The sequence below is a fragment of the Paenibacillus sp. FSL H7-0331 genome (assembly GCF_001956045.1).
In genome coordinates this window covers 24,972-39,815 of the sequence record NZ_MRTH01000037.1, presented here as the reverse complement: position 1 = coordinate 39,815, position 14,844 = coordinate 24,972, and the positions used below count along the sequence as shown (strand labels likewise).

Here is a 14,844-nt window from a genome sequence, read left to right as displayed (position 1 = left end):
GAAAATATCTACATAAGCAACAATTTTATCCTGTTGGCAAATATTTTTACTTGAATGTACTTTTTATCCCTTCACGCCACCTGCAGAAATACCTTCAATGACATGCTTTTGACCAATAATAAACACAATCAGCAGTGGTAGAATAGCCGATACGGCTCCAGCCATCACCAACGAGTAAAATTGACCGTTCTCATTACCAAACGATTGAATGCCCAGCTGAAGGGTAAACAAATGCTTGGAATTCAAAAAGATTAACGGGTTCTGATAATCGTTCCAGGTCCAGATGAATCTCAGGATCGCATAAGTCGCTACGACCGGCTTCACCAAAGGCACAATGACCGAGGTAAAGATCCGAAAGTGACCTGCCCCGTCCATTCTGGCCGATTCTATAAATTCATCATTAATACTTAAGAAAGCTTGACGGAGTAAAAAAGTTCCCAGTACGCTGAAGCAATTCAAAAATATGAGCCCTATGTGTGTATCGTACAAACCTAACCAACGAAAAATAATAAATTGTGGTACCAGTATGGCTTGATGCGGGATCATATAAACGACTAACAAAATAAGGAAAATGACTTCTCTTCCTTTGAAATGGACTTTAGTAAATCCATAGGCCGCCATACATGAAATAAAAACGGATAAAGCTGTCGTTGACACGGACACGAGGATAGAGTTCCCGTAGTATTGAGCAAATGGGGTTTTTAACCATACCTGCGTGTAATTTTGCACCGCGTTCCAATGCGTCGGAATCCATTCGATCGGGAAGTTGAATACTTCCGTTTCCTGCTTGAATGAAGCAGAAATCATCCAAAAGAATGGAAACAAAAACAGAATACCTATAATCAACATCAGTAAGGTGATGCTGGATTTGCGTAAGCTAAGATTCATGCAGCGAACCTCCTAGTAATTGACCCATTTTTTCTGGGCGAAAAATTGAATCAAGGTGATGATCAATACACAGACGAGAAGAACAACTGATACTGCGGATGCATACCCCGTCTTCAAATTGATAAAAGCTTGTTGATACAAGTAAAATACCATCATGGAAGAGGAATCGGATGGACCTCCGCCGGTTAAAACAACGATAATATCAAACACTTTAAAAGAGCCAATGATGCCCGTTACCAACAGGAAGAAGGTCGTTGGCGATAATAACGGCAGCGTGATTTTGAAAAACTTGACGATCGAGTTGGCCCCGTCAATATCGGCCGCTTCATACAAATCCTTCGGGATGCTTTGCAAACCTGCCAAATAAATAATCAGATTATACCCAACCCCGGTCCATACCGTGATCCCCATAATCGTAAGCAGTGAAAATTGAGGATCGGCAAGCCACTTAGGCGGATTGGCTATTCCAATAGCTTTTAGCGTCTCATTAATCGGCCCGTACTCTGGATGAAAGAGCACCTGACATACAATCGCTACCGCTACGATGCTTGAGATATAAGGCATGAAATAAACGACCTTGAACAAGTCTTTCCAATATACATTCTTGTTAATAGTAACAGCAAGGAGAAGGGCGCTAATCATCGTCACCGGTACGACAAGAATAAAGATGAAATTATTGCTGAGCGATTTAAGAAATACAGGGTCTTGGAACAATTGGACAAAATTTTTCAATCCAACAAATTGAATCCCCTGCAACCCTTGAACCAAACTCCAGCTTGTAAAACTCAAGACGATGGAGATAATAATGGGAATCAGTGTCAGTACAAGCAGTCCTATCGCTAGTGGGCCGATAAATATATAACCCGTTATGGTTTCGGAGACATTGTTTTTTTTCATGGACTTCAGCCTTTCCTTTCTTAATTGATGTTCATTGACTTTAGTATACGGAACACGAGGATTGTCCATAAGCGTTGAAAGTGACAGGTTTGAAAAAATTTATACTTTTACTTGTCTAAACCCATACTTTGGTGCGTTGGCGAGGACATGGGTATGGGGTTGCAGCCGTTGTTGAAGTCGTGTTCCATGGATTAGACTAAGCGGTGGGAACACGACTTCAAAGACGGCCCGTAAACTTTCCACCCCACACCCCTGTCCTCTATTCATCCTTTTTGCTGTCTGTCACTTTTTAAACGTAAGAGCTGATCTGCCGTACATTTTCAAAACCGTGAAATCCTTTGTAGTGATTTAACGTGAGCCTAACGCAGCGTATAAAAAAGCCCTCCTAGACGTCCAGGAGAGCTTTAAATCTTTGTACTATGGGAGCTTTGAACCGTGATTCAATGAATCATGGCTTGGGAGGGTAGCAAAGAATGACCTCCAAGGGTGATTCATCTGTGCTGATCCATTTCACTGAAGATAAGGAGGCCGGCAGGAAAAAAGTATTCCCCTGTTTAATGCTGATTTCTTCTGATCCCCATAGCAGCTTGCCTTTTCCTTGTACAACAATGGCAATCGCAAACGTCCCGTCATTCTCGTAAGCATACTCGGACACGACGTTCAGACGATTCATGGTGAAGCGGTCTGTATCGGTTTCCTTAATTAGTGCCGTTAAGCTGCCTCCGGCTGTTTCCTGAAGCTGGGTTGGAGCAATGAACCATTTGTCTTTAATTTGCTCCAGGGAATAAGCATCATAATGAAAGCAATTAAGCATATTTTCAAAACCAAGCCCCTGATGGCACGCTTGATCCGGGACAATATTCCCTCTTGGAGTCACTTTCTCCGTACGCAGTGTGTAATCCGTAGGCTCCTGAATTTCAATAAGGAAGCAGCCGATGCCAATAGCATGAGGTACGCCGCCCTCGACAAGATAGACCTCACCCTCACGCACCGGAATCCGGTGCAAAGCATCGATCATACCGGGAATATCCTGCCGCTCGAACAGCTCCTTCCATTTCTCCGCTGTCATCCCAGGCTTGAAGCCAAACAAAACATAAGGCTCTTCCCCATCGATTTGTCTGCCACCAATCACATACCAGGCTTCCGTTTTGCCGAAATGGGAATTGAACATCGTTTGCGCGAATTCGCGGTCCGGGTGTACCTGAATCGTCAGCCGCTCGCTGGAATCTAACAATTTGACCAGTACCGCTGTGCGGGACCCGTGTTTTTCCACATGAGTCTTGCCCAGAAACGCTTCCGGATTGGAATCGATGACTTCCTGCAAGGTAATTTCTGTTCCATCGGTGAGCTTGAGTGTGCTTAATCCCTCATCCTGGATATGCTCGCGTCCGACATTCGTAGCTTTCACTACAGAAGCAACCCACTCTTCTGGAAAGCTGCTGTCTTCAGGATGATCATTGCCCTGCCATTGATCAATGAGCTTGCCGCCTGAATACGTGCGCCATACCCGATTGGCTTGCAGCAAAATAGGCTGCAAAGCCAGTTTGTCGAAATTTGTTTCGGACATCGTTATCCCCTCCATGAAAGCTTGTAAATCGCTACATCTTTGCTCTGTAAAGCTACAGGTAATACGACTTGGTCCTGCTGTTGACGTGTATCCATGGCGCTGCCACTAGTGATGTTGGAAGCAGATTCAAGCTTCGAGCTGATTCCGTTCAATACCACTTCCGATTCCACGGCCTCGTCTGTGTAGTTGAATACGAACAACAAGAGCCCGTCTTCCCCTCGCAATGTACATATTTTCAATCGGGAGTCAGCGGCGGCATGCAGGGAAAGCGAATACTTGGCATCCAACTGCTGAACCCATTTCAATACATCGGGATTGGGTTCCATATGATAACCATACCAAAGCATTGTGGAAATATAAATAATTCGGCCTTTACCAATCGGCGAGCACAGTACTCCAGGATGATGATCGGAATAGCTGCCCCATACTTCTGCCTTCGAATTATCAATACTCAGGATTTTCCGTTCAAAATATCCAGGTATCCCCGTTGTCTTATCTCCATCTGCGTCAAGTGAGATTTGCAGGTTCAGTGGATCAATATCCACGAAACGGTAGCCAAGCTCTGAATTCAGCGCTCCGCCCGGCAATTCCTCATTCAGGATGCTGTCTTCACGAATTTCGCCAAATTTACCATCCGCGATAACCGTGCCGCCCTGCTCTGCAAAATCCTTGATTGCAGCTGCAAGCTCAGGCCCAATCGCTAGTTGATTTGTCAGGAACAACGTCTGGAACTCGTTCACTTTTCCACTCTTCACATCTTCAGGTGTTATAAATTTAACCGGAATATTCAGCTCCCATAAACTTTCATACAAGCCAGCAATGGAATTGATATAAATATTCGTTTCTTTAGGCACCGTAAGCGTAAAGGCTTTGGTAAAGTCATGGGTCAGCTTATCGTAGAGAATAGCCGCACGCGGCTGCTCAGGCTCATAAGTTGTAAATTCATGGGCATGTGCTTCGAGAATATCGGCAATTTCAGCCGCTGCATGCGCTCTTGGCGTGAACCCACCCTGCGTATCTACTAATCCCCGACCCGCTGTTTGAATGCCTTTGATGAATGGATCCCATTTCCAATATATCATGCCTTTGGCCCCGTGAGAAATAGCTTCCCAATTCCACCATTTGAGCTCGTAAGGATATACAATACTATTCGGATTGAACATGTTGCGATGATGGCTTTGCAGCTCCGAAATCCAGAAACGGCCTGTTTTTGTAGCAGAATGTACACCAACAAACGTTTCCCAACGCTTATAATGCGGCTGGCCTGTTAAATTTTCTTTGGGATAAAATGAGATCCCGTACTCGTCCACATTTTCCGCAACGTTCCAGTCATCATGCGGTCTCGTATAGAAATTATCCGTAGCAATCATGGAATTGATATTATCGGCAATCGTCGGACGATCCGGGTCAACGGATTTCACATAGCCTTTCCACTCGTTCAAAATCATGCCGACGTTAGCCTTGCGGAATTGCTCCCAATCGACAAACGGCATTACGCTGGCCCATAGCCAATAGGTGAACTCAATTTGTTGCCAATCATAATACGAGCGGTCCCATACTTCATTTAACCGGTCAATTGTACCATACTTCTCCTCCAGCCAGCTGCGGAACAGCTGCAGTGTATAACGATCATACGAGGTAAACATCGTCTCATTCAGAATATCGTAGCCGTATAAAGCTGCATATCCTTTATAAGCCTTGGCCACATCGGTATAATTTTTCTTAACCAGCTGCTTCACTTCAGGATGGTTGTAGTTTAAATAATCGAAAATAATTTTATCATTATCCACGGTTCCATTCGCTTTGGTAGCATAATATTCTTCCCTTATCAGAAAATCAGGCGCATATTCCAGCGCGGTAATTTGCCCGGCCAGCTCCATAATAACCTTCATCCCGATTTGCTCCGCATGCTTAAGAATCTCGATCCCTGTTTGAAAAGGGTAATTCGCATTAGCTTTATTTTCCCACCAAAAAACAGCTGGCCAAATGACGACAAAATTCATTCCACATTGACTCATATCATCCAATTTCTTTTTGATCGTTTCAAGCGTAAATTCCCGTTGTACCTTGAGCACGGATCCGTACGGAAAGGATTTCATTATATTTCCCCTACCTTCATCATATTGATAGTCATTGTTCAATTATAAATGTCAGGCTTCTGACTGATAAGCAAGGAACATGACCAAATCCAAAAAATTTATACCACTTCAAAAATTCATATATTGGATGGTTACTGATGATCTTTTTTAAGTTAATATAGTTAAGGAATCATAACCGCCTATATAACACATTCCTATACAACAGGTTAAGAGAAGGAGTAGCTTCCATTTTGAACATGCAAAACGTTTTGGCTGGTATCCTGTCCGCTTTAATGGCCTGCACTGGTGGTGCGATTCTGGTCATTAAATGTGCAGAAATGATTGGATTAAACCGATCAGAGCTGATTTCATGGATATTCGTTGTTTACTTTATCGGTGGTGTTTTCAACATCGCCTTGTCTCTCAAGTACAAGATCCCTTTTGGCGGAGCACACTCCATAACAGCCGTCGCTTTTTTAAGTACAGTGGCAGCTAATTTTACAGTAAATGAATTGTCTGGCAGCTTCATGATGACCGGTGGACTTATCATTATATTCGGATTTTCGGGATTATTTAATAAAGTATTGACGTTCATACCCAAACCGATGATTGATGCCATGCTCGCGGGTCTTATTCTGAATTATGTTGTTCATATCGTTCCTGCTTTTAAAGAGTCTCCACTCGTAGGAGGACTGGCCATTCTGGGCTTTTTTATCGGACCTAGAATATCTAAATGGATCTCTCCATTATTAGGTGTACTTATTTTTGGTGTCTTAGGACTTTTCATAGGTTACGATTTTCCAATTGTTCAAGAGACTGAATTTAGTTTGCCTCAGCTTGTTCTGCCGGCCTTTACATTGAATAGCTTTATCACGATTGCGATTCCCTTAGCTGTATTAATTTTAAGTAATGATATCGCGGTCGCTTTAGCCGCCCTGAAAAAAAATGGATATCATCCACCCGTCAATAAAACACTTGTTTTTTCGGGTTTAGGCACGTTAATTGTTGGTTTATTTGGGGGACATGCAGTAAATATAGGTGGGATGATGACTGCGCTTTGCAGTAGCGATGAAGCGGGCCCGAAAGAGAAACGGCTGGTGGCAGCCATAGTTTCCGGTGGATTAGTGGCATTGTTTGGATTGTTTGCGTGGAAAATGATCGTTATTATTGAGCTGCTCCCTTCCTCATTTATTACATTGCTTTCTGGTTTTGCTCTTTTGGGAGTTTTGTTAAACAGCTTGCGATCCTCCTTTTCTGAGCCTTCATATCAATTATCCATCTTGTTTGTTTTTGTAATCGCCATATCGAATCTCTCCTTTCTTGGTATTTCCGCTCCGGTATGGTCTTTGCTGGTAGGTGTGATATCAGCAAAATTACTGGGTGAAGGTAAGTTTAGTAAGGAAAAGCTCAAAGAAGATCAGGCATAGGCCGAAAAAGTCCAGGTAGGTTCACGAAACGCCTGGAGCAGATTGCAGCAGCATGAGCAGCACAAAGAAGGTCACACAAAATGTCGTGACCTTCTTTGTGCTGTGCGCTACCTCTTAAAACTCCCGAGGATGTCGTTGTCTCAGTTCTTCTATTGCATGTCCCCGTTCCGATTGTTCCAGCCTAAGTGCGTAGTCCTTCAAGTAGCCCTTGGCATGGAAGGGGCCGCCTTCCTTCATAACCGTCCACAAAGGATCTGTGTCAAACGGCATTGTTTTCATCTGATCGTCATGCCATTGATTCAAGTAATACACAGCATCCTTACGGATCGATAAGTTGGAGTCCGCAACATCAAAAAATCCTCACATAGGTAAGGATCCTCTACATGATTGATTACTTATTATTCCCACAATTATCTGCTACTTTTACTTCTCAATTCTATTAGTGCAAATATGACAACTCCTATGATTAAACCAAAGGTTATTAGTGAAATTCCAATTAAACTAATTTTATTTGGTTTTATAGTATTGTTACTTCGGATGAATTCATTATTAAATCGATCCAAAAAATAGAGATCGTTGTTATTAAAATTACATATACTTCTTTCGCTTTCCTTTGCATACAAACTTTGTAAATCAGCAGATACTCCATTATCCGTATATCGACCAGATACCTTAGTTATATATGGACTGTCAGTTTCTGCTTTCCATACTGTCCCAGCAAACCATTCATTTTTTATCTCTACATGTAGAACATTGACTCTTTCTTTACAGTTACTTTCTAATAGAACGACTACTCCCTCTATGGAGAATCGCTTTCCTCTTAAATACGCTTGTTTTCTTAGATTTTGAACGTTTTTCTTCCGTGAAAGACAATCAGCACATGGAACAAAGTTGTAGAAAGTGTAAAATATGGGGTGAGGAAAGCGCAAAAATACACCCACCTAGACCACTCGTTTTAAAAAGTGGAGATTCTGGAAATATATGATCGCACCTTTGGATCTCCACATGGCTCATGGCGGTCAACCCTCCCATGTCTCACAGAGTCTTCGCTCCCACATTCCTTCATTCAACCTGTCCATGAGGTGGAGGTCGGATATGCTGCCCGACAGGATCTTCGTCCGTATGTAAGTTCTGTTCCGACTCGTCCGTGCTTCAATTGTCTGTTCCTTTTAATTTGTTCGACTTCTATGAAAACATTGAATCTAAACTGCTAATGACACTTCCGTGAATCGGGGGATATCCTGTAACATCTTTTCTTCACAAAACCTATGCCCCTTTTTAAGGACACCAAAGAGAACTCGAATCAGCTTATTGCATAGCGCAATGAGCGACTGCATTTTTTTCAAGGGATTATCTGGCCGTTTGGTGTAGTACTGATGTAATGCCTTGAATGCTCGGTTCTTAGCCACCAGTGGCATTATGACGCGAAATAGCAGTGCTCGTAGCCGCTTACGACCGCGCTTGGTGATCTTTGTCTGTCCCTTGTGTTTACCGGACGTGTTTTCTTTTAAGTTCAAGCCCGCTAGCTTTATGATTTGATTAGGATGCCGGTAACGCTCAATGTTGCCAACTTCAGCTAGGAATCCGGCTATGCTGTCCCGACCCATACCTTTAATGGCCATTATTTGCTTTACATGAGGGATTTGCTCTAAGAGCTCATCCAGCTTTTCTTCAAGCTCTTCAAACTTACTTTCAAGCAACTCGTACTGTGTTAACAGCAGCTTAAGTTCGAGCTTTGCTAATTCTGTACCTTCTCGGATGCCAACAGAACGGCTTGCAGCTGCTTTCAAACACCTCATACGTTCCATGCCGAGACCTCGCTTAGCCACCTCTCTAAGATGCCTTAACAAAGCCTCCTCTGACTGAGCAGCCAACTCATGTGGCAACAAACAAAGGCTAAGCATTTGGCGTGCAGACTTGCATTCCCAATCTTTAAACACTGTGAGGAACTCTGGAAAGTACCGATCCAACCAATTATGAACCCGGCCTTGCACCACTCGCAGATCAGTCGACAGATGATCGCGAATTTTCATCGCTTCCCTTAGTTCGGCATATTTGCCGTGGAGAAGATTAGGAATGGCATATCTCCCATCTTTGACAAGCTGTGCGATGACTTTGGCATCTTTAATGTCGTTCTTGGTCGGTGAATTGTCGTCTAATTCTTTGCTTTTCTTCACGTGTAGCGGATTAACCACGCCACATAATACTTGTTGTTCTCCCAGGTAATATGCGAGGTTCAACCAGTAATGGCCGGTGGGTTCCATGCCAACAATGGCGTCCACGAACCCTTGCTCCGTCGCAATATTCCGGAACCATCTCACAAACAATTCAAAGCCTTCTCGGTTATTCTCAAACGTAATCGGCCTCCCGAGCTCGACTCCGCGGTAGTCTTGGGCCCTTGCCACATGTTTGAATTTTGCGATGTCGACTCCGATAATTAAAGTAGAAGAAGTAATTTGATTAATTCTTTCATTTTGAGTAGAATGCATGTTGTAGTCTCCTTGACTTTGTTTTTGGATCCGACGCTGGCCAGCATCTGGGATCCATATACATCATACCAAGGAGTCTTTTTATTTCTCAAACCTCGTATTTCTTCATAATAGGAATGCTGCCCTTTTTAATTGAGTTTTAAGGATGAAGTAATCAATCTGATTATATAGATAACACAGAGGAAAGAACAAAATGACAAAGAGCATATAATATGCAATCAAATACTTCATGGATTTACGCATAATTTACATTCTCATCTCTCTCATTTCAGATTAAAAGTATATTTAACTCAAATTCAGAGTTGACCTCTCAAGATCATGGATCTTACTCCTAAAGGCACTGAATTCCTCCTTCGAATCGAAAATGATCTTAACTGGTGGCTACTCTGCCTGCCCTTGACTAGATATCCCTGTTCGCCCCAAAAGTTTCTTTTCCTGCTTTTACTCCTCATTCTTCGGTGAGTGATCCGTAATAACACAGAAAAATAGATGACTGAAATAGGAATTCGGACCTATTTACCCCCCTTTACAATTAATTAACATTTCTTATAACTTTAGTTACATGCGTTTTCGCACTAGCTTGACTAGTATAGTAATGAAAAATATTACTTTTTATTAAAAGCTCACTACATTTATAAGAAAAGAGGGTTCACATAACTCATGGTTTCAGAACATCAATCATCAGGTCTCAAAATGTTCGTTCAAAGCAAGTTGTTCACCAACTTTATTTTGCTCTGTGTTTTCTTAAACGCCATTGTTATCGGATTGCAGACTTATCCTTCCATTAATAGTGCATATGAATCTCTTTTTGAAAAATTTGATTTAATATTTTTAGGGATATTCACTTTGGAAGTTATATTAAAAGTGATTGTGCACCGAAGAAAATATTTCAAAGATGGATGGAACTTATTTGATTTTATAGTTGTCGCGGCCAGTATCGCCTTCATGCAATCTCAATTTGTCAGTGTATTACGAATATTAAGGGTACTCCGGATCCTGAAGACGATCTCCTCTATCCATTCGCTGCGTCGAATCATTACATCCTTGTTTATGGCGATTCCTACTATTGGAAGTATCTCCTTATTGATGATTATTGTCTTTTATATTTATGGAGTTGTCGGCGCCACCTTCTTCGCGGAATTATCACCGGTTTATTTTGGAGATCTGTCTGCGTCGCTGATTACCCTGTTCCAAATCGCTACTTTCGATGACTGGGCTAACATTTATCGGCCGATTGCGGAGAACAGTCCACTTTCCCTCGTTTATTTTGTTACGTTCATCTTTCTTGCCGTCTTCGTTATGCTGAATCTGGTAGTCGGTGAGATTGTTAATAATGCAGCCAATATTCCTGCAGATGTCGAGGAAGACATAGCCGGTATCGAAAAGGACGTGCATGATATTAAGGAAGACACATCGGAAATTCAACAGCTGCGGGACGAGGTTCGGGAGTTGAAATATTTGTTATTGGAAGAACGAAATGAACGTAATGAACGGAAATATAAATCAGTTAATTAATATAGAAAATGCGAACAAACTTGGGGAGTTGTGGTATCGTGCAAGAAAAACTAATGAAAATCACAAAAAAACAGAAAACAGGATTGATCCTATGTGCTATTGTTATTCTGGCCATATACGTAGCTTTTACCGTTTATTTCGGTTTATTTATGTCAAACGCACGAGAACAATCGTTTTTGGATCACAAAAACCGTATGGATATCACTAAGGTAGAGGTTAAATATCCTCCTCAAAAACCTAACTTTAATGAGGTTAAGGTTGGTTCTTACCTGGAGAACATACATAATGTTTCTATTGCAGATTCGACATTTTCTGCTGATCTCTACATCTGGTTCTCATGGCTGGGTAATAAAGATCTGAATCCGGGTGAAACCTTTCAGGTTATAGGTGGAAAAATGGATTCAAAGGAACTTTCAAGCGAGCATTATTTAGACGATGGTAACAATTACCAGCGCTACAAAATTACCGTTACATTAGATAAGGTTTTCGATACTACGCGTTTTTCACTTGAAGATCATATGCTTAATATCTATATTGAAGATAAGAAAAATGATGGAGGAGCATTAAACTATGTTGTGGATGATAACTCAGCCATCAGCTCCAGAGTGAAAATTCCCGGTTATCGTGTCACTAATTTTCAGAATGTGGTTAAACCACATGAGTATAAATCCACCTTTAGTTCGCCCAATGCAAACGGCTTAAACCGGGTATTCTCTCAATATGCGATAGCTATTTCAATGAATAGAACCGACTGGAGCTTTTATTTCAAAATATTTTTTCCGTACTTATTATCAGTTGCTCTGGGTTTAATAGTATTATGGACAAAACCGGATCTTATCGATGCACGAACAGGCTTAGGTGGCGCTTCATTCTTTGGCGTAGTTGCCAACGCATATGTTGTGAATTCCCTCGTTCCAGCAAACGGAGGCACCTTTGGACTTTTGGATATCCTTACGTTATCGTCATTGATTTCGGTCTTTTTAATTGTGGTAGCATCCATTTTGTCCTATAACTTTTATAGAAGACAAGAAAAACCGGAATTATCGATGGTGTTCGATAAAGTGGTATTTTTCTCGATTACGGTCGGCTATTTATTGTTATCTCTTATTTTACCGTTCTGTACTTATTTGAATACTTAAGGGATCACAATTCGTAACCTTCGATCGACATTCGTAATAGAAAAGAGCAACCCACAAGTTAATAATGTAGATTGCTCTTTTCCTTATGAAACTTTAAATACTTATAAGCCCTATTATAATAAGCTTTGTAAACTCTGCTGCCCGTTACTTCAAAAGCTGCGGCCTAGTATATGGAAAATTTACTATGCGTTTTATTCGTTAGGCATGTAAATATTAGATAAGTTTCCTGCTCGATAGTACGGATAGTCCATCAGCTTTTGAACCTTTTTCGTCATATCCGCATTTGTTAAAGATTCAATAAGGTATAAGCCTAAATCAATAGAAGCTGAAACACCGCCACCCGTAAAAGTATCCCCGTCCCGTACTATGCGGGCTTTAATAACCTGTGAGCAATAAGGAGTCAACAATTCGTAGGCAGAAGGGTTCGTTGTTGCCATTTTCCCATGTAAGAACCCTGCGGCCCCTAAAAGCAATGCACCTGTACAGACAGATACTTTGTACTGTACATCGCGTGCACTTTGGATCCATGAAACGAATTCTGTATCATATTGCAGTTCTCTAGTGGGCATACCACCAGGAATAAATATCAAATCATAATCAGATAAATCTGGGTTAACATGCTTGATTTTAATCGTCATACCCCGATCGTCAGTAATTTCCTCTTTGTTCGAACAAAGATCCCACGTTACTCCCTCTTTGGCTTTTAGAATGCTTAACCAAGATACCGCTTCGTAAAAACCAACAAAATCTAACGTTGTCATCTTGTCAAACAGAATGTAGGCCATCTTCATCCCTAAGCACCTGACCTTTCATAATTTGAAATAAAAAAAGCATCTGATCTAAGATCAAATACTTTGCCCAGGCGTACGGCTTATGAAATATGTGCTCCCTCGTAGTTACCTACGTTACGCCAGTGACACATACCAAGTTATTCCTAAATCATTTATATCAGAAGCATTTGAATATTTCAACGATAAATTATGTTTCTTGGTGTTTATTATGTAATACTAATTCAATTTATCTCTCGTTATGTACCTCAAAGTCAGGCTTGGCACTTATTAATGTTACACTCGCATTCCCACCGTTTTTTCCATAGATTTGTTGCCGATAGTAGCTGTTTGGCATATAGGTAATATAGGATATAATGCCTGCGCTCATATCGCCTTTAGGGTGCAATTGACCGGCAACCCAGTAATAAGTCTCTCCAGCTTGAAGAACCGTTTTGGAAGGATTATAACCTCTTTTTATATTAAGGTCTTGTTCATTTTGTCCGTTTTGGCTTTTGCTATATACGATGTGATCATCGCTTTCCTGTGGGATATAGCTATCCGACTTGTTAAACACGATACCTTCATTAGTTTTACTGCTTTCATCAATGGGGCTGATACTGATATGCGCCTTACCTCCATCAGAGTTATACAACCATGGATACGGTTCCGTTAGTTCTTGTTTTACTTTGGAATAGGAAATATAAGATTGAAGCGGAGCTGATATCTTTTGTAATTTATATCGATTCTCGTTTGAATCGTAAACCTTCCGATCGAACAGCATCCCTTCGGTTTCAGACCTGAATGGATCATAAGGGTCCTCTACATCTACAACGATAAACTCCAATAATTGTTCATGATATATGCCGTCTGCCGAATCCCACTTGCCTTTATGGATATCAAACGAGTCTATAAACTTTTCGGGAAAATATCTGGGCCACATCGTAAATACATTTGTCCCATGCCATAACACTTCAGCTCTCGACATCGCATGCTTATCAACAGGAAGAATTTCTCCTTGATTAAATGCGAGCATTCGATCAATACTTACTACTGCTTGTTCACGGGTCAGGGGAGAGCTAAGGGCAAGCTCGCCTTCCGCATCTACCCCGGTAAGTAAGCCACGCTTAGCAGCTTCAAATACTATTTTATCGTAAGTGTACTTCTTTTCGGCTTCTTCCACTTCCAGAACAATAGATTGTAGAAACTCTATGTACTTCGCAACCGCCTGTCCGTAAACAGCCTCAGAACGTAAGTAGCAGGTTTGAGACTTATCCTTTTCGACAATGCAGTAGGTCCCTTCCGTTTTATTGGCCTTGAACTTTGCAATTAAATCATTCTGATACATTCGCAGTTCTTTAATTAACTGGGGAACCTCCTTGACATCATTTATATTCCCGATAGCCATCCCTCTAAAATTCGGAAGGTTCTGAAGAGTTTTTAACTCATCAGGCTTCATCCTCAAAACTTCCTGCTGAGATCGTTCCCTGGCAAGCATTCGATTTTTTTCAGCGGCTTGGGTTGCTCTGACCAAGGTTTGGGCAGCATCTCCGCGAATAATGGGATTTGACCAATCACTTCGGTAATCATCATAATAGATTCCATCATTCCTAGCTGCATCGTAGTATGGAAGAAACAACGAGGCATCGGATGGTTGTGTACGGATCGGAAGATTAAGCGCTCGTACAACCATGGTTAAAAAATCTTCTTCTGTTATGAGAGTATCCGGTTTGAAAGTGCCGTCCGAATAACCGCTATCATTTGATGGTTCTGCTGAGACGGATTGAGAATGAATTAGGAACATGCTAATAAAAATAACTAGAGCTGACATTGTAGATAATAGTTTTTTCATATTCATTACAAAAATACTCCTTCTTTAAATTGATATTGTTTATATATCGGTTTTTTTCCAATAATTATGAATTCATATTTATTGATTAATCAATATCAATTAGTTCCACATGTAAAATAGAGTGACGACTACCACTACGACAATACTGATACTCAAGTTTTTTTGTTTTGTGCATCCATCAATCGAACCTCCTTTTTTGTGCTTTAACTTAGTCGAAAAGATTAT

At 41.3% G+C, this 14,844-nt stretch carries 12 protein-coding genes and 1 riboswitch; of the genes, 3 read left to right on the top strand and 9 right to left on the bottom strand.

What is annotated here, in order from left to right; translation table 11 throughout:
• Positions 1-63: 63 nt before the first annotated feature.
• From BK127_RS33405 to BK127_RS33390, 4 genes are all read right to left on the bottom strand, one after another.
• Entirely contained in the window at positions 64-888 is an 825-nt protein-coding gene (locus BK127_RS33405) for a carbohydrate ABC transporter permease (protein ID WP_076236427.1), read from the bottom strand.
• A gap of 12 nt (positions 889-900) precedes the next feature.
• Positions 901-1,785 carry a carbohydrate ABC transporter permease gene (locus tag BK127_RS33400; RefSeq protein ID WP_144026646.1) on the bottom strand — a complete coding sequence of 295 codons (885 nt, stop codon included), beginning with the start codon at positions 1,783-1,785 and terminating at the stop codon, positions 901-903.
• Positions 1,786-2,233: 448 nt separating this feature from the next.
• Positions 2,234-3,352 carry a type I phosphomannose isomerase catalytic subunit gene (locus tag BK127_RS33395; RefSeq protein WP_076236425.1) on the bottom strand — a complete coding sequence of 373 codons (1,119 nt, stop codon included), beginning with the start codon at positions 3,350-3,352 and terminating at the stop codon, positions 2,234-2,236.
• 2 nt (positions 3,353-3,354) lie between these two features.
• Entirely contained in the window at positions 3,355-5,451 is a 2,097-nt protein-coding gene (locus BK127_RS33390) for a beta-galactosidase (protein WP_076236424.1), read from the bottom strand.
• Positions 5,452-5,687: 236 nt separating this feature from the next.
• On the opposite strand from BK127_RS33390, the gene BK127_RS33385 reads away from it, so the two are divergent.
• Positions 5,688-6,857, top strand: coding sequence for a benzoate/H(+) symporter BenE family transporter (locus BK127_RS33385; RefSeq protein WP_076236461.1), 1,170 nt, complete (start codon positions 5,688-5,690; stop codon positions 6,855-6,857).
• 114 nt (positions 6,858-6,971) lie between these two features.
• On the opposite strand, the gene BK127_RS33380 is transcribed toward BK127_RS33385, so the two are convergent.
• The 3 genes from BK127_RS33380 to BK127_RS33370 form a co-directional block, all read right to left on the bottom strand.
• A complete protein-coding gene (locus BK127_RS33380) occupies positions 6,972-7,136 on the bottom strand; it encodes a hypothetical protein (RefSeq protein ID WP_179097693.1) in 165 nt (54 codons plus the stop codon).
• 131 nt (positions 7,137-7,267) lie between these two features.
• The gene (locus tag BK127_RS33375; protein ID WP_076236422.1) at positions 7,268-7,786 is read right to left on the bottom strand and encodes a hypothetical protein; all 519 of its coding nucleotides are present in this window, start codon (positions 7,784-7,786) and stop codon (positions 7,268-7,270) included.
• A gap of 273 nt (positions 7,787-8,059) precedes the next feature.
• Entirely contained in the window at positions 8,060-9,346 is a 1,287-nt protein-coding gene (locus BK127_RS33370) for an IS110 family RNA-guided transposase (protein WP_076236421.1), read from the bottom strand.
• Positions 9,347-10,006: 660 nt separating this feature from the next.
• Here BK127_RS33370 and BK127_RS33365 point away from each other — a divergent pair.
• Both BK127_RS33365 and BK127_RS33360 read left to right on the top strand, forming a co-directional pair.
• Entirely contained in the window at positions 10,007-10,861 is an 855-nt protein-coding gene (locus BK127_RS33365; protein WP_076236420.1) for an ion transporter, read from the top strand.
• Between the two features lie 38 nt (positions 10,862-10,899).
• Positions 10,900-12,000, top strand: coding sequence for a hypothetical protein (locus BK127_RS33360; RefSeq protein WP_076236419.1), 1,101 nt, complete (start codon positions 10,900-10,902; stop codon positions 11,998-12,000).
• Positions 12,001-12,191: 191 nt separating this feature from the next.
• Here BK127_RS33360 and BK127_RS33355 read toward each other — a convergent pair whose 3' ends face one another.
• Both BK127_RS33355 and BK127_RS33350 read right to left on the bottom strand, forming a co-directional pair.
• A complete protein-coding gene (locus BK127_RS33355; protein ID WP_076236418.1) occupies positions 12,192-12,791 on the bottom strand; it encodes a DJ-1/PfpI family protein in 600 nt (199 codons plus the stop codon).
• A gap of 58 nt (positions 12,792-12,849) precedes the next feature.
• Positions 12,850-12,928: riboswitch (ZMP/ZTP riboswitch) on the bottom strand.
• 89 nt (positions 12,929-13,017) lie between these two features.
• Complete coding sequence (locus BK127_RS33350; RefSeq protein ID WP_076236417.1) at positions 13,018-14,625, bottom strand: S-layer homology domain-containing protein; 1,608 nt, start codon at positions 14,623-14,625, stop codon at positions 13,018-13,020.
• Positions 14,626-14,844: the final 219 nt, after the last annotated feature.

Coding starts and splice junctions, on each gene's coding strand:
- BK127_RS33405 (WP_076236427.1), bottom strand. CDS start 888: ATGAATCTTAGCTTACGCAAATCCAGCATCACCTTACTGATGTTGATT.
- BK127_RS33400 (WP_144026646.1), bottom strand. CDS start 1,785: ATGAAAAAAAACAATGTCTCCGAAACCATAACGGGTTATATATTTATC.
- BK127_RS33395 (WP_076236425.1), bottom strand. CDS start 3,352: ATGTCCGAAACAAATTTCGACAAACTGGCTTTGCAGCCTATTTTGCTG.
- BK127_RS33390 (WP_076236424.1), bottom strand. CDS start 5,451: ATGAAATCCTTTCCGTACGGATCCGTGCTCAAGGTACAACGGGAATTT.
- BK127_RS33385 (WP_076236461.1), top strand. CDS start 5,688: ATGCAAAACGTTTTGGCTGGTATCCTGTCCGCTTTAATGGCCTGCACT.
- BK127_RS33380 (WP_179097693.1), bottom strand. CDS start 7,136: ATGAAAACAATGCCGTTTGACACAGATCCTTTGTGGACGGTTATGAAG.
- BK127_RS33370 (WP_076236421.1), bottom strand. CDS start 9,346: ATGCATTCTACTCAAAATGAAAGAATTAATCAAATTACTTCTTCTACT.
- BK127_RS33365 (WP_076236420.1), top strand. CDS start 10,007: ATGGTTTCAGAACATCAATCATCAGGTCTCAAAATGTTCGTTCAAAGC.
- BK127_RS33355 (WP_076236418.1), bottom strand. CDS start 12,791: ATGAAGATGGCCTACATTCTGTTTGACAAGATGACAACGTTAGATTTT.
- BK127_RS33350 (WP_076236417.1), bottom strand. CDS start 14,625: ATGAATATGAAAAAACTATTATCTACAATGTCAGCTCTAGTTATTTTT.